13 protein-coding genes and 3 pseudogenes are annotated in these 15528 nt (G+C 32.9%); 1 reads left to right on the forward strand and 15 read right to left on the reverse strand.

Going from position 1 to position 15528, the window contains the following annotated elements; translation table 11 throughout:
• Nucleotides 1–13: 13 nt before the first annotated feature.
• From ACFWTK_RS11020 to ACFWTK_RS11060, 9 genes and pseudogenes are all read right to left on the reverse strand, one after another.
• Entirely contained in the window at nt 14–505 is a 492-nt protein-coding gene (locus ACFWTK_RS11020) for a shikimate kinase (protein WP_061857683.1), read from the reverse strand.
• A gap of 15 nt (nt 506–520) precedes the next feature.
• Entirely contained in the window at nt 521–1333 is an 813-nt protein-coding gene (gene aroE, locus ACFWTK_RS11025) for a shikimate dehydrogenase (protein WP_415876062.1), read from the reverse strand.
• An 82-nt stretch (nt 1334–1415) separates the two neighbouring features.
• The gene (gene pheA / locus ACFWTK_RS11030; RefSeq protein ID WP_415876063.1) at nt 1416–2576 is read right to left on the reverse strand and encodes a prephenate dehydratase; all 1161 of its coding nucleotides are present in this window, start codon (nt 2574–2576) and stop codon (nt 1416–1418) included.
• A 52-nt stretch (nt 2577–2628) separates the two neighbouring features.
• Entirely contained in the window at nt 2629–3702 is a 1074-nt protein-coding gene (gene aroC, locus ACFWTK_RS11035; RefSeq protein WP_415876064.1) for a chorismate synthase, read from the reverse strand.
• Nucleotides 3680–4959 (reverse strand): annotated as a pseudogene (gene aroA, locus ACFWTK_RS11040) (3-phosphoshikimate 1-carboxyvinyltransferase). Before aroA ends, aroC begins: the two are co-directional and overlap by 23 nt.
• A gap of 20 nt (nt 4960–4979) precedes the next feature.
• A complete protein-coding gene (gene aroB, locus ACFWTK_RS11045; RefSeq protein WP_415876065.1) occupies nt 4980–6038 on the reverse strand; it encodes a 3-dehydroquinate synthase in 1059 nt (352 codons plus the stop codon).
• Complete coding sequence (locus ACFWTK_RS11050) at nt 6039–6890, reverse strand: prephenate dehydrogenase (protein WP_415876066.1); 852 nt, start codon at nt 6888–6890, stop codon at nt 6039–6041.
• Between the two features lie 21 nt (nt 6891–6911).
• Nucleotides 6912–7925, reverse strand: coding sequence for a 3-deoxy-7-phosphoheptulonate synthase (gene aroF, locus ACFWTK_RS11055; protein WP_415876067.1), 1014 nt, complete (start codon nt 7923–7925; stop codon nt 6912–6914).
• 116 nt (nt 7926–8041) lie between these two features.
• Nucleotides 8042–8167: a hypothetical protein gene (locus tag ACFWTK_RS11060; RefSeq protein ID WP_415876068.1), complete on the reverse strand. Its 126-nt coding sequence runs from the start codon at nt 8165–8167 to the stop codon at nt 8042–8044.
• Between the two features lie 263 nt (nt 8168–8430).
• Here ACFWTK_RS11060 and ACFWTK_RS11065 point away from each other — a divergent pair, with 263 nt between their 5' ends.
• Nucleotides 8431–8703, forward strand: a complete 273-nt coding sequence (locus ACFWTK_RS11065) for a hypothetical protein (protein ID WP_415876069.1) — start codon at nt 8431–8433, stop codon at nt 8701–8703.
• A 44-nt stretch (nt 8704–8747) separates the two neighbouring features.
• On the opposite strand, the pseudogene ACFWTK_RS11070 reads toward ACFWTK_RS11065, so the two are convergent.
• The 6 genes and pseudogenes from ACFWTK_RS11070 to ACFWTK_RS11095 form a co-directional block, all read right to left on the reverse strand.
• Nucleotides 8748–10341, reverse strand: a pseudogene (locus ACFWTK_RS11070) (ABC transporter permease/substrate-binding protein).
• Nucleotides 10341–11476 (reverse strand): annotated as a pseudogene (locus ACFWTK_RS11075) (ABC transporter ATP-binding protein). The pseudogenes ACFWTK_RS11070 and ACFWTK_RS11075 overlap by 1 nt, the downstream one beginning before the upstream one ends.
• 245 nt (nt 11477–11721) lie before the next feature.
• Nucleotides 11722–12636: a glycine betaine ABC transporter substrate-binding protein gene (locus tag ACFWTK_RS11080; protein ID WP_061857693.1), complete on the reverse strand. Its 915-nt coding sequence runs from the start codon at nt 12634–12636 to the stop codon at nt 11722–11724.
• The gene (locus tag ACFWTK_RS11085; protein ID WP_415876070.1) at nt 12636–13472 is read right to left on the reverse strand and encodes an ABC transporter permease; all 837 of its coding nucleotides are present in this window, start codon (nt 13470–13472) and stop codon (nt 12636–12638) included. The genes ACFWTK_RS11080 and ACFWTK_RS11085 overlap by 1 nt, the downstream gene beginning before the upstream one ends.
• Before the next feature lies 1 nt (nt 13473).
• Entirely contained in the window at nt 13474–14658 is a 1185-nt protein-coding gene (locus ACFWTK_RS11090) for a quaternary amine ABC transporter ATP-binding protein (RefSeq protein WP_106024342.1), read from the reverse strand.
• A 211-nt stretch (nt 14659–14869) separates the two neighbouring features.
• Complete coding sequence (locus ACFWTK_RS11095) at nt 14870–15502, reverse strand: TrkA C-terminal domain-containing protein (protein ID WP_061857696.1); 633 nt, start codon at nt 15500–15502, stop codon at nt 14870–14872.
• Between the last annotated feature and the right edge of the window lie 26 nt (nt 15503–15528).

A 15528-nucleotide genomic window follows, 5' to 3' on the forward strand; every position in this document is an offset into this window, starting at 1 on the left:
AAAGCAAAATTTTTTATATTAAAGAAATAATTTTACTAATACTTTTTTTAATATCAACATTAGTTACTTTATAATCACAATACTTATTATAAAGTGGATATCTTTCATAATAAAGCTGATATAGTTTTTCAATGCCATCCTTTAATAGAGGTCTGCTTTTTACGTCTACATCTTGAGCAATATCTTCTATAGGCCTATCTATAAAAAATATGATTCCATTCTCTTTTAAGACTTTTATGTTGTCAGACCTTTTTACTGCACCTCCACCTGTTGCTATGACTTTAGGATAGGTTTTGCATATTCTTTCTATTGCCATGCTCTCAATATCTCTAAAGTATTCTTCTCCGTTTTTAAATATTTCAGAAATACTATGCTTTTCGCTTTCTACTATATATTCATCCACATCACAAAATTCTATATTTAATTCATGGGCTATCCTTTTCCCTATGGTAGTTTTCCCACAGCCAGGCATACCTATTAGAACTATATTTTTATTTAATTTCATAAATTTCTTCCCCTTTTATAGCAAATCGAAAAGCTCCCTATAAATTTTATCCACAGTTTCATCATTAATTTTTACACTATTCCACAACTCTTCTGACTTTATTGCTTGACCGACTAACATATAAAGTCCGTTTATTCCCTGTAATCCTAACTCTTTAGCGTATTTTAATAAAAGTGTTTCCTGTGGATTATAAATTACATCTACAACTACTTTAAACTTTGAAATCAATTCTTTTGTTAATGGTGAAGCTTCAACTTTAGGATACATTCCAACAGGAGTACAGTTAATTACTATATCTTTATTACTTTTTTCTTTAAGCTGCGTATAATTTATTACCTCAAATCCATTAAATTTTCTTTTTCCCTCTTCTACACTTCTGCTTACAAAGGTAATTTCTCCAGCATCATTATCTAACAAGTATTGAAGTACTGCTCTAGATGCTCCTCCAGTACCTAAAATAACCGCTTCTCTTCCTTTAATATCCACATTAAATTTGTTTAGCATCATTCCAAAGCCATAGTAATCTGTATTATATCCAACAGCTTTTCCCTCTTTAAAGCAAATAGTGTTAACAGCTCCTATATCTTTTGCTTCTTTAGATACATCATCTAAATATTTTATTACATCAATCTTATATGGAATGGTTACATTTACTCCCCTTACCTTAAGAGCCTTAAATCCTAAGATTGCATTTTGAAGATCTTCCTTATTTACTTCAAATAAATGATAGTATCCATCTATGCCTAACTCTTTGAATATTAAAGAATGTATTTGTGGAGAAAAGCTGTGCGGCAGACTCTCTCCTAATAATCCATATAGGTTTTTCAAAATATTAACTCCTCCTTTCCTCACTATTTAATCCTAAATACTTTATAGGATTTTCTAGGCATTAAGATTAAAATTGTGCCCTTTATAATTTCCCAAAAGCTTGAAAGTCATAGCTGTTGTTTTTTATATCTGCTATGGCTTCCTTCACAGCTTTACCATGCAAGTTTCCTTCAAAATCAATATAAAAGAAGTATTCAAAGGGCTTGCCTATGATTGGTCTTGATTCTATCTTTAACAAACTTAAATTGTACTCTGCAAAAATACTCAATATATTGTAAAGAGAACCAGGCTTATGTGGTAAAGTTAATATAATGCTTATTTTATTATAATCTTTTTCTAATTCCAAATTTTTACCTATAACTATAAATCTAGTATAATTATTTTTATTATAATTTATGTCATGTTTTATTACATCTAACCCATATATTTCCCCAGCTTTTGTGCTGGCTATGGCCGCCTTTTCTTTCCTATTTTCATTTTTTACAAACTCAGCACTTGCTGCTGTATTTCTATAAGGAATACATTTCCATTCCGGATAATATTTTAAAAACTCACTGCTTTGTTGAAGAGCTTGAGAGTGAGAATACACCTCTTTTATATCTTCTATTTTCGCTCCTTTTACGCCTAACAAATTATGAGTTACCTTTATAGTTCTCTCTCCTACTATGAAAAATCCGTATTTTCTTAGAAGATCATATACTTCTATTATGCCTCCTGTAGATGAATTTTCTATAGGAAGTATTCCATAATCTATTTCATTATTTCTTAGAGCCTTAAATACATCCTCAAACTCTGCTACATTATGTGAATCTACATTCTCGCCAAAATACTCTAACAAGGCTTCTTCACTAAAAGAACCTTTAACCCCTTGAAATCCAACTTTTATATTTTCCTTTTTAGGTGTGCAGGCTGCTTCATAGCTTACCATATACTCTAAATCATTTCTACTATTTTCTCCTTCATCCATGTTATACTCGAAAATTTTCCTTGCCTGAGCCTTCTTGCTAATAGCCATAACACTCTTTAAAAATTCTGCTTCTTCTTTCTTAAAGCCTTTGTTCTTTAAATACTTTATGTTTTTCTCAATAACCTCTTCTTCACGACTTTTATTTAGTATAGGTATATTATTTTCCTTCTTATACTGAGCTACTTTTAATACAGTCTCCATCCTCTTTTCAAATAGCTCTGTAAGTTGCTTATCTATATCATCTATTTGATTTCTCAAAATTTCTAAAGTGTCCAACTACTTAATGCCTCCCCATTTTTTTAGTAATCAGCTTTCTTTTAAACCTTATCTAACTTATTAGTTCTAATATTCCCATAGCCGCTGCTGCCTCAACCACTGGCACTGCCCTTTGAACAATGCATGGGTCATGTCTTCCTTCAATTCTTATCATAGTATTTTCTCTAGTTACAATGTCAACTGTTCTCTGCTCTTTTGCAATAGACGCTGTGGGTTTAAATGCAACTCTGAATATTAGGGGCATTCCGTTTGTTATTCCCCCCAATATTCCTCCATTGTTATTTGTGTAGGTTTTTATGTTATCATTCTCAATAAAAAATTCATCATTAGCTTGTGAACCCTTCATTCTAGATATATTAAAGCCTGCACCAAATTCTACTCCCTTTACTGCTGGAATAGAAAACATAAGACTGCTTAAAATGCTTTCTACAGAGTTAAAAAATGGTGAACCTATTCCTGCAGGTAGATTTAAAATTGCACACTCCACAATTCCACCTATAGAATCTAATTCTTCTTTGCACTTTAATATCTCTTCCTTCATTTTTAAAGCCTTTTCTTCATCTATTGTAGGAAACTCTTTTTTAGATAATTCCTCTAACAACTCTTTTTTTATATTCACACTATCAAAGTAATTATCTTCAACAGTGCCTATACTTTTTATGTGGCTTCCGATTATTATTCCTTGTTTCTTTAAAATCTGTTTTGCCACAGCTCCAGCAAATACAATAGGAGCTGTAAGTCTTCCAGAAAAATGGCCTCCTCCTCTATAATCATTAAAACCTTCATACTTTATAAATCCAGTATAGTCAGCATGACTCGGTCTTAAAAGGCTCTTTGTTTTTTCATAATCCTTTGAGTGTTGATCACTGTTTTTTATAGTAATGCAAAGAGGAGTACCTGTAGTCCTATTATTAAAATATCCGCTCTGTATTTGGAATTCATCTTTTTCATTTCGTGCTGTAGAAAACTTATTCTTTCCTGGAGCACGTCTTCTCATTTCTCTATTTATTTCTTCTATATCAAGTTCTATTCCTGATGGTAAGCCATCTATAATTATTCCTATGGAATTCCCATGAGATTCTCCAAAAATAGAGTATTTTATTTTATTTCCCCATACTCCACTCATATACTGCACCCCCTAGCTTTTTAAAATCTTCCCAAAAATGTGGATAAGATTTGTTAACAGCCCTGCTGTTTGTTATTATGAGCTCTTTTTCACATTTTATGGATGCAACAGCCATAGCCATAGCTATTCTATGATCATTCCAGCTATCTACAACTCCACCCTTTAAAACTTTCTTTCCTTTTATTATAAGTCCATCTTTAAGTTCTTCTACTTCAGCCCCTATTTTATTAAGTTCTGTTGCCATAGCCTTTAATCTATCACATTCCTTAATTCTTACCCTTTCAGCATTTATTATCTTTGTAGTTCCTTCGCTTACTGCCCCAAGAACAGATAAAATAGGTACAAGGTCTGGACATTCAGAAGCATCTATGGTGATTCCTTTAGTAGTTGATTGTTTTACATCTATAGAGTCATCTCTTACCTCTATTTTCCCTCCCATTTCCTTTGCTATGTCCAGTATTACCTTATCTCCTTGAAGTGAATTTACATTCAAATCTTTGCATCTTATTTCTTTTCCTAAAATACCTGCAACTATCCAAAAGGCTGCTTGAGAAAAATCTCCTTCAACTCTATAATCCATAGCTTTGTACTTTTGATTTCCTTTAATATGAAACTCTTTATAGTCATTATTTTCTATTTCTATTCCAAACTTCTTCAAGCAATCTATGGTTAAATCTACATAACCTTTTGATTCTAGTTCTGTAGTCATTATAATTTTAGAATCTCCCTCTAAAAGTGGAAGTGTAAACATAAGACCAGTTATAAACTGAGAACTTATATTTCCCTTAACAAAAAAGTCCCCTGACTTTAATTTACCTTTTACTTTTAAAGGAAGCTCACCTTTATTGGTTTCATATTTTATTCCCTGCTTTTCAAATATGTCATAATACACATTGAGAGGTCTTGATACTAATTTTCCTCTTCCTTGAAAGGTTATTTCTTCTCCGGTAAGCAATGCTATGGAATCAAAAACCTTAAAGTTGAACCTGATTCTATACAATCTATAGTATCTTTTATGAGTATAGGATATGACCTACCTCTTATGCTTAAATTATCGCTATAATTTTCAATTTCTACCCCAAGGCTCTTCATGCCTTCTATAGTAGCCTTAATATCCTGTGAATATATAATATTACTTATGTTACTTACCCCTTCTGAAAGTCCAGCACATATAACAGCCCTATGTGCTAAGCTTTTAGATGGAGGAATATTTATCTCTCCTTTTAAGGAGCTTGGCATAATTCTTATGTTCTCCAATATATCATCTCCTCTCATCTTTAAAGGAAATTAGCTATTTCTTCTCTTCTTATTTTGTGAATAAAAGCTTCTCCAATATCTTTTAAAAGAATTATATTTATAAATTCTCCCTTGTTTTTCTTATCTAGGGATATTGCATTTAATATACTTTCCTTATCTTCTAAATTAATCTCATTTTGAAGATTATACTTACTTAAAGTTTCAGCTATTAGAGAAGCTGTTCCTTCTTTAGTTATCTTCATCTCTTCGCTCTTCTTAGTTATCATATACATTCCTAAAGCCACAGCTTCCCCATGAGTATACTTCTCAAAATTATAATATTTTTCAATAGCATGCCCTATAGTGTGTCCGAAATTTAAAATCATTCTTTCTCCAGTGTCCTTTTCATCCTTCTCCACTATTTCTTTCTTTATAGAACAGCAAGTGTAAATTATATCCTCCATATTATCTAAAAGGCTTTTTTCATCATATTTCATGAGCTTATAAAATAAATCCTTATCCCTTATACAGCCATATTTTATTACCTCTCCCATACCATCGCTAAAAAATCTCTTATCTAAAGTACTTAGTACATTTGGATCTATAAATACCGCTTCTGGATGATAAAAACTGCCTACTAAGTTCTTTCCCCTCGGTAAGTCTACAGCAACCTTCCCACCTATGCTGCTGTCTATCTGAGCTAAAAGAGAAGTCGGTATTTGTACATATGGGACTCCTCTAAAAAGAGTAGATGCTGCAAAGCCTGTTAAATCTCCTATAACGCCTCCTCCAAGGGCAACTATAAGTTCACCCCTTGTAATTCCTGTATCTAAAAGTTCATCATATAAATTTATAAGCTCCTCTATAGACTTACTCTTTTCTCCAGATTTCACTACAATCTTAAAGGTTTTAAACCCAGCATTCTCTAGGCTGGACTTTACCACATTTCCATAAAACTTATCTACATTCTCATCCGTTACTATAACTACCTTCTTACCACTGTATATCTTATTTATTTCTTCCCCTATCACCTTTAAGATTCCTCTTTTTATATATAAGGGGTAGCTCTTATCACTAAGTTTTACTTGAAGCAGCCTCAACTAGGACATCTCCTCTCTCTTTTTACTAGCTCTATTTAATATATTACCTAAAGCTTCAGTATCCTCATTTATCAAAGCATGTTTTATATCTGCAATATTTTTTTCAAATTTCTCTATGTGATTAATCAAATTTTCCTTATTTCCTATAAAGAGTTCAGTCCATAATTTTGTATTGATTCTAGCTATTCTAGTAAGATCCATATAGCTATCTCCAGTAAATTTCCCAGTATCTATTTCAAGATTATCGCTATTAACTAAGGATACTGCTATAACATGAGGAAGTTGGCTTACAAAGCCTATAACTTCATCATGCTTTTCCACACTTATTTTTTCTACATGTTTAAATCCCATATCTTTTGCTATATTTTCTATAAGCCTTATATTTTTTTCTTTGTTTCTTTCAGTAGGAGTTATTATATAATTTGCTCCTTTGAATATTTCCTTAGAAGCATACCTTAATCCAGTAAACTCTCTTCCAGCCATAGGGTGCCCAAAGATAAAATCAATATCTTCTCTTAAAATAGAATTTATATCTTTAGCAAATTCCTTTTTTATTCCTACAACATCTGTTATTACCGCACCACTTTTAAAATTATCTATGTTATCTTTGATAAACTTTTTTATACTTTTAGGATATATACATATTATTACTAAATCTGATTCTTTTAGAGGAATCTCAGGACCTAGAAAACCCTTATCAATGATTCCTCTTTTCTCCCCAAGTTTTATAGCTTCTTCATCTATGTCAACAGCATAAAGCCTTTTAGGATTTAACTCTCTCAAAGCCAAAGCATATGAGCCCCCTATAAGCCCTAATCCTACAATAGTTATATTTAAATCTAGCCCCATCATAGTTACCCCCATACAGCATTCTTAGATTTCTTTTCCAACCGCCTTTGCTATCACAGCTAATGTTTTCATAAGGTCTTCAAATTTTTCAGGTTTAAGTGATTGAGAACCATCACTTTTTGCCTTAGCTGGATTATTATGAACCTCTATCATAAGGCCGTCTGCCCCTGCTGCTACAGCAGCCTTAGCTAGTGGTTCTACAAGCCACCAAATTCCTCCTGCATGGCTTGGGTCTACGATTATAGGTAAGTGACTATGTCTTTTTATTACTGGTACTGCACTTAAATCCAATGTATTTCTAGTGTAATTTTCATAAGTTCTTATTCCTCTTTCACATAAAATTACATTCTCATTTCCCTCTGACATTATATATTCTGCTGACATTAAAAACTCTTCTATAGTTGCAGCCAATCCTCTTTTTAAAAGTATTGGTTTCCTTGTTTTTCCCAATTCTTTTAAGAGGTCAAAATTTTGCATGTTTCTTGCCCCTACCTGAATTACATCTACATCTTCTACGAATTTATCTATCATCTTAGGTGACATTATCTCTGTAACTATAGGCAATCCTGTTTCTTTTTTTGCTATTTTTAAAAGCTCCAGTCCTTCTAGCCCCATCCCTTGGAAGCTGTATGGAGAAGTCCTTGGCTTAAAAGCTCCACCTCTTAAAAAGTTAGCCCCTGATTTTTTTACTTGTTTTGCAAGCTCCACTATCTGTTCTTCACTTTCTACTGAACAAGGTCCTGCCATTACGGCTAGCTTATTGCCCCCAATAAGCTCACTGCCTACAGGTATTATTGAATCTTCAGGATGGAAAAGCCTATTTGCTTTTTTATATGGCTCCTGCACATGAACTATTTTTTCAACTTCTTCATATGCTTCTACTTGTTTTGGATCGATTATGGTTGTATCTCCAACCAATCCAAGTATACAGTATTTCTCACCTTCTACCTCATGGACTTCAATTCCTTTTTCAATTATGTCCTGTTTAATTCTTTCAATACTTTCTCTTGTTGCGTTGTGTTTCATTACAATAATCATAAAATAACCCCCCTATAAATTTTTATAAAAAAAGAGACTCATTAATGAGTCTCTTATATATCTACATTGATACACTACTAATCTTGAACTATTCAAAGTGTCTTTTTATTTATAGATTAACTCATTAGAATGGGAATTTTAAATTTTTTACAAGACAAATAACCAGCGTTAAAAAAATAACCCCAGTTTCTAAAGTAAAAGCTATATTGTCTTGCTATTCCTCTGCTAATAAGTCTTTTCATTACTTTTCCTCCAAATAGAAGATTTGTAGTTTAATTATTGTGTAGAATTATACCACTCTCAAATTTTATGTCAATACTTTATAATAAAAATATTAACACTTTTTGATCCCATATAATATATTATATTAGGTCCACAATACCTTCAAAACTTTTAGACAAGCTACACAATCCTAACAATATATCTTAAATCTATGATTTAGTGATAGTCGTCACTCATATGAAAATAATGAAAGAGTTTTACACTCAATGGAGGTGACTATAATATGCTAGGTTCATTTTTGTTTCCACTATTGTTCCTAGGCGGACTTGGCCGCGGCGGATGTGGTCATGGTTACGGCGGATATGGTGGATGTAGTGGATGTGGATGTACTCCCCGCTGCTTTAATCCGTGTGATTGTTGTGATGATTGTCATCATAAACATCATAAACACTGCAAACACCATAAACACGAAGAGTGCTGCTGCCAATGCTATCCTATGAATTCTTGTTGTCAACCTTATAATAAATGCGGATCATTCTTTGATTGGTTCTGCTGATAATTATAAAACCCCTGAGGAAAATTTCCTCAGGGGTTTTCTTACTAAATAAGTCCCTTTTCTTTTAAAAACTCATCAGCTACAGTTCTTGGATCTTCCCCTAGTTTATCTACTTTATAATTAAGCTCTCTCATAGCTACCTCATCTATTTGTCCTGCTAACTTGTTTAAAATTCCTTTAATTCTGGATACTTTTGAAGGGTATCTTTTCTAATTATAGGTGCTGCATGGTATGGTGGAAACAGATGTTTATCATCCTCTAGCGTTACAAGATTGTACGCCTTTAAAAGACCATCTGTTAAAAATGCATCGGTTATATCTGACTCTTTATTGTTTATCGCCGTATACCTAAGTCCTCCATCAACAGGCTTTATCTTATGAAACTTAGTACCATATAGTTTTTGCATTCCTATATATCCATCTTCTCTATCTGTAAACTCCATAGTAGGTCCAAAAACAAAGTTTTTTCTTTTCCCTTTAGGTCTGACATCTTTTTTAAATTATATTTTTTTGCCGTATCTTCTCTTACTGCGAGAACATAGGTATTGTTAAAGCCTAGTGGTTCTAACCAAGTAAGCCCATATTCTTTATCGAAATGCTCTTTTACTACTTTGTAGGCCTCCTGCGGATCATTTATACTTTCATGATTCATAATGTTTATAAGTCCAGTGCCTACATATTCAATATACATATCTATGTCTCCAGCCTTTATAGCCTCAAAGGTTACACTAGATCCTCCCAGATTTAATCCAGTTCTCTTTACATTTAAGTCTGTATTTTTTTCTACTAAAGTTGCAAACATGTTTCCTAATATAAGTTGTTCTGTATAATTTTTAGAGCCTACTACAAATTCCTTACCTCCACTATATGCTTTGTAGCTTATACCTCCTATAGCTATAATAATAACTAGAAGTGATGCCGTAATAACTATTGTCCTAGTTTGCTTATCTCTTTTTCTACTTCTACTTCTTCTTTTTATTTTTTTCTCTTTACCTTCTTTATTTAACTTTATTCCTTCTGGAACTACAGAATTTTCTATCTTACCCACTATAAAATCCATTAAAAGAGCTAGTATACAAGCTGGCACAGCTCCTGATAAAATCATGTAATTATCTACTCTTTGAACTCCTGTAAACACCATGTATCCAAGGCCACCTGCTCCTATAAAAGCAGCAATAGTCATGAGTCCCACGGCTGTAACAGCTGCAATTCTGATACCTGCCATTATAACAGGAAGTGCTAATGGAATCTGTACCATTTTAAGTTTTTGTCTTCCTGTAAGCCCTATACCATCTGCAGCTTCAAGCATATCTGGATTTATGTTTTTAAGTCCAGTATACGTATTTTTAACTATAGGAAGTAATGAATATAAAAACACCATAACTATGGCTGGAGCACTTCCTATACCAAGTACTGGAATTAAAAATCCAAGTAATGCAATACTAGGTACGGCTTGAACTACATTAGCTAACCCAATTATGGGACCAGCTAACCTTTTCTTTCGTGTAATCAATATTCCTAATGGAACTCCTATCAGTATAGCTGCGATAACAGCAGCAATAGTAAGTCCTATATGCTGTAACAGTAGTTGAATAATTTGATCTTTTCTGTCTATAAGGTATGTTAAAAATTCTCTCACTATGCACCTACCTCCTCATCATCTAAGAATTGTCCGCTTAATACACTAATTAAGCTGCTCCTAGTAATAAGTCCATTCAATTTTTTATCGTCATCTACTACAGGTATATAGCCTATCTTTTTTTCCTTCATTACCTTCAATACATCTATTATAGAATCATCTTTATTGACTGATATTATTTCCTCCTCAATAATATCTCTGAGACTTGCATTTCTGCTGCCTTCTCTATGTTTTCTTATATCTTTTAAAGTAACAATCCCCTCTAACTTACTATTTTCATCTATTACCAAAATACTATCTACATTTCTTTCATTCATTATCTCCGTTGCTTGAAGAAGGGTTCTGCTTCCTACTGCTTTTACAGGATTTTTTATTACTATATCTTTAGCCTTTATAAATTCTGGCTGACTCCATATTCTATTTCTACCTACAAAATCTTCAACAAACTCATTTGCAGGATTTCTAAGTATATTTTCTGGAGTATCGTATTGAAGTACCATTCCATCCTTCATTATGCATATTCTATCTCCTAATTTTAAGGCTTCATCCATATCGTGGGTAACAAAGACTATGGTCTTTTTAAGCTTTTCTTGAAGACTGAAAAGTTCATCTTGAAGTTGATTTCTAGTTATGGGATCAAGAGCTGAGAAAGGTTCGTCCATTAGTATTATATCCGGATCCGTAGCAAAGGCTCTGGCAACACCTATCCTCTGCTGCTGCCCTCCACTTAATTCCCTTGGGTATCTATCAATATATTTTCTGGATCCATACCAACCATTTGAAGCAATTCCTCTATTCTCTTTCGTATATCCTCATCTGACCATCCCTTCAAGTAAGGTACTAGTCCTATATTATCTCCTACAGTCATGTGAGGAAATAATCCTGTCTGTTGAATTACATATCCTATATTTCTTCTCAACTCAATAGTATCCTTTTTGCTTATATCTTCTCCATTTATGAGGATTTGTCCTGACGTAGGTTTTATAAGCTTGTTTAGCATTTTTAAAGTTGTTGTCTTACCACACCCACTAGGACCTATAAGCACAACCAATTCACCTTTATTTATGGTTAGGTCAATTTCCTTTAAGATTTCAACATTTTTAAATGCCTTTTTCACTTTCCTTAGTTCTATCATAACAATCCCCTCCTTTTACGGCTTCTTGTCCATAAAATATGATTATATGCCGCTGCGTTTCTTTCATTTTTTACAAACAACTTATATCTAATATAAAATTGTATATTAGGTACAACTTTATTATATAATTAGAGTTGCTTCCTGTCAAAGTAACCTTTTCAAATATATGTAATAAAACTTGCCTTTTGCTTATAAAAAGATGGCTATACTTCATAAAAAAGCATAACCATCTTGTCTTATATTTCTTAGTTTTTCTTAGGAATCCAACTATTTACTAATTCTTCATTTTTATGCATCCATTCTTTTGCTACTTCTGATGGATCTTTATCACTATCTTGTATATCTGCCATAAGACTTCCTAATTGATCATCATTCATTTTAAAGTTTTTCAAAAATTCAGCAACCTCAGGCATATCTTGTGAAAAACCTTTCCTTGCTATAGTATGAAGGTTTTCTGCTTTCCCATAAGTTCCCTTTGGATCATCTAAAAACTTTAAGTCCCAGCGAGAGAACTTCCAGTGAGGGCTCCATCCTGTTATAACTATAGGCTTTTTATCATCTATGGCCTTTTTTAGCATAGCTAACATTGTAGCTTCACTACCTTCAAGCAGCTCTAAATCTAGTCCATACTCTTCTATTACACTTTTTGTAGATTTCATTATTCCAGCACCTGGATCTATTCCTATTATCTTTCCTTCTAGGTCATCCTTAATTCCATTTAATTCTTCTATACTTTTTATATTCATGTAAGCTGGAACTACTAAACCTATTCTAGCATTCTCATAGTTATATCCTAGGTCTTCTAAATCTTCCTTATATTTTTCCATATAATCCTTATGAGTAACAGGAAGCCATCCATCCATAAATACATCCATGTCTCCTCCAGCAAGGGAAGTAAACACCATTCCTGCCTCTCCTTGTTTCATATCCACTTCATAACCCATTTTTTCTTCTAAGACTACTTTAGCTAAGTTAGTCATTGCAATTCCTTCTGCCCAATTAACATACCCTATATTAACTTTTTTATTTGACTTTTCCTGTGTTGAATTACTTGTATTTCCACTTCCTGTAGTTTTAGCGCTACCACATCCTGCTAAAACACCTACTGCTAACATTCCTGCAAAGGCTAAAGAAACAATTTTTTTTAATTTCTTATTCATTACATATCCTCCTTGCTTTTATTTTTCCCCAATGATTGAGTTATTCTATCTAATATCATTGCTAAAATTACAACAGCAAGTCCACTTTCAAACCCTACTCCTACTTCCATTTGTTGAATACCTGACAGTACTTCTCTTCCAAGACCACCTGCTCCTATCATAGCTGAAATAACAACCATAGAAAGGGATAGCATAATTGTCTGATTTATTCCCGCTAATATGGTTGGCAACGCAATAGGTAACTGCACCTTAAACAGCATTTGGTTTTTTGTTGAACCGAATGACTTTGAAGCTTCTATTACATCTTCAGGTACTTGCCTAATTCCTAAGTTAGTAAGCCTTACTGCAGGTGGCATGGAGAAAATTATTGTAGCTATAGCTCCTGGAACTTTTCCCATTCCAAAAAACAGTACAGCTGGTATTAGATATACAAAAGCTGGCATAGTCTGCATAAAATCAAGTATAGGCCTTAAAACTTTATCTACCTTATTATGTCTTGATGCCCAAATTCCAAGAGGCACACCTATTAACAAGGAAATAAGTGCTGATACAGAGATTAGGGAAAGTGTTCCCATAGTCTGAGGCCATAGTTCTATAGAATCTATAAACAGCAGCCCTAAAAAAGTAAATATAGCTACTTTCTTTCCTGATAATTTCCACGCAGTTGCTGTAAATATAAGTATCAATAATATGCTAGGAATAAATAAAAGGAAGCTTTCTAATCCACCGATAAGTGCTTCATTTATAAGCTTTATTAGATCAAAAAAAGGTCCTAAATTATCTTTTAACCAATCTATAGCAACTTCAATATATGGTCCTATATGAAATTTAATCATTCTATACCCCCTCTCCAGCTATCCCTGCAATTATAGTAGATCTTTTTATAATTCCAAGTAAGGTATTATCCTCATCTGTAACTGCAATTGGATATCTTGTGTTTGCAGCCACTGATAATAACTCCGCAATAGGTACATCTGGTAAAGTTGTAGGGAAGTCATTTATCAATGCTTTATCTACACTTGAAATTCCTTGTTTTGAAAGTTCTATAGCATCTTCTATGTTTATTATTCCTTTTAGCTTTCTTTCCTTATCTGTAACATATATACTTGCTATTCCCTCATCTTTCATAATTCTAACAGCTACTTTAGGTCCGTCCTTTACAAGATTAATAGCTTTAGATTTCTCCATAATAGTTGAGGCAGTAATAACCTTTGTCCTATCTACATCTTCAACAAATTTCTTTACATAATCACTAGCTGGATGTGTCAGTATATCCTCTGACGTACCGATTTGCTCTATTACACCATCTTTCATTATGGCTATTCTATCTCCTAATCTTAACGCCTCATCCAAGTCATGGGTTATAAATATAATTGTTTTATGCATTTTAGATTGCAGTTGAAGCATTTCTTCCTGCATTTCCTTACGTATTAACGGATCTAATGCACTAAAAGCTTCATCCATAAGCAATATTTCTGGGTCCGTAGCTAGTGCTCTAGCAATACCAACTCTCTGTTTCATTCCTCCACTTAATTGGTCTGGCATACTTTGTTCATAACCCTTTAAGCCAACCAATTCTAAAGCCTTTTCAGCTTTTTCCCTTCTAATATTAGCATCTATTCCTTGCAACTCTAAACCATATTCAACATTGCTTATAATATTTCTATGAGGAAGAAGCGCAAAATTCTGGAACACCATAGCTATCTTTTTTCTTCTAATTTCTCTTAATCTCTCATCGTTTACTTTTAAAATATCTTCTCCATCTATCAAAATCTCACCACTTGTAGCATCTATAAGACGATTTAAACATCTTATAAGAGTGGATTTACCACTGCCCGATAGACCCATTACTACAAAAAATTCTCCATCACCTACTTTAAAACTTGCATTATTAACTCCAACAGAATGTCCTGTCTTCTTATGAATTTCTTCTTTACTCATTCCTTTTTGCAAAAGCGGAATAATCTTCTTAGGGTTTCTTCCAAACACTTTATATAAATTTTTTATTTCTATTTGTGCCATACTTACCCTCCTTTATCATTAAAATAACTAGGCTTATTTCCATTATATAAACAAACAACTTTGTAATTTTATTAAGTTGTATGAATACAACAATTTTATACTATCATTAAAGTTGTTACTTGTCAAATTTTTGTGTAATGTATATCCAGTAACTAAAATAAATAAAAAGTGGTTTATTACAATTATGTAATCACCACTTTTTTATCATAAACTATTTCATATTTTCATTTTCCAAATATTTTTTTATCCTGTGAGATAAATTATCGTCTCCTACAACTAAAATTTTATCGCCTCTTTTAAATTCTAAATATGGACCTGGAGACACTAATATCTTATCTTCTCTCTTTACTCCAACTATAGTTCCTCCTGTATTGTGCCAGAATTCACTCTCTCCTATAGTCTTTCCTATTATATGAGATTCCTCAGGGATTTCAATTTCTATAGGTTCCACAAAATCTGTATTTCTAAATCTATATGAGTAATCTATAATTTTTTCATTTACATCCTGTATCTGTTTTTCTATCCTTTTTCTATCTTCGAGAAGCTTTTTCATTGTGCTTTTCAGCATTCCTATGCTTTCTTTTTCTTTGAAACTTTCAACAAACTGATAAGCTTTTTCAGAAGATTTTATTATTATTCCACTTCCCTTATTTACTTCCACAACTCCCTTATCTTCTAAAAGCTTCATAGACTTCCTTATAGTCTCTGGGGAAACATTATATTCTCCTGCAAGAACTGAACGTCCTCTCAGCTTTTCTCCTTCTACTAGTTCTCCTTTATAAATTCTAGCTGCCACATCTACTGATATTTTAATATATCTGGGCATTTCAATACGCTCACCCATGCTGTAACCCTCCAAAACTCTATTAT

The sequence above is a fragment of the Clostridium sp. genome (assembly GCF_047777555.1).
In the GTDB taxonomy this organism is placed as follows: domain Bacteria; phylum Bacillota; class Clostridia; order Clostridiales; family Clostridiaceae; genus Clostridium_H.

Excerpts from the sequence above, each read along its gene's own strand:
- ACFWTK_RS11080 (WP_061857693.1), bottom strand. The coding sequence starts at position 12,636 with ATGAATAAGAAATTAAAAAAAATTGTTTCTTTAGCCTTTGCAGGAATG.
- aroC (WP_415876064.1), bottom strand. The coding sequence starts at position 3,702 with ATGAGTGGAGTATGGGGAAATAAAATAAAATACTCTATTTTTGGAGAA.
- ACFWTK_RS11095 (WP_061857696.1), bottom strand. The coding sequence starts at position 15,502 with ATGGGTGAGCGTATTGAAATGCCCAGATATATTAAAATATCAGTAGAT.
- aroF (WP_415876067.1), bottom strand. The coding sequence starts at position 7,925 with ATGATTATTGTAATGAAACACAACGCAACAAGAGAAAGTATTGAAAGA.
- ACFWTK_RS11085 (WP_415876070.1), bottom strand. The coding sequence starts at position 13,472 with ATGATTAAATTTCATATAGGACCATATATTGAAGTTGCTATAGATTGG.
- ACFWTK_RS11060 (WP_415876068.1), bottom strand. The coding sequence starts at position 8,167 with ATGAAAAGACTTATTAGCAGAGGAATAGCAAGACAATATAGCTTTTAC.
- ACFWTK_RS11065 (WP_415876069.1), top strand. The coding sequence starts at position 8,431 with ATGCTAGGTTCATTTTTGTTTCCACTATTGTTCCTAGGCGGACTTGGC.
- ACFWTK_RS11020 (WP_061857683.1), bottom strand. The coding sequence starts at position 505 with ATGAAATTAAATAAAAATATAGTTCTAATAGGTATGCCTGGCTGTGGG.
- ACFWTK_RS11050 (WP_415876066.1), bottom strand. The coding sequence starts at position 6,890 with ATGATGGGGCTAGATTTAAATATAACTATTGTAGGATTAGGGCTTATA.
- ACFWTK_RS11090 (WP_106024342.1), bottom strand. The coding sequence starts at position 14,658 with ATGGCACAAATAGAAATAAAAAATTTATATAAAGTGTTTGGAAGAAAC.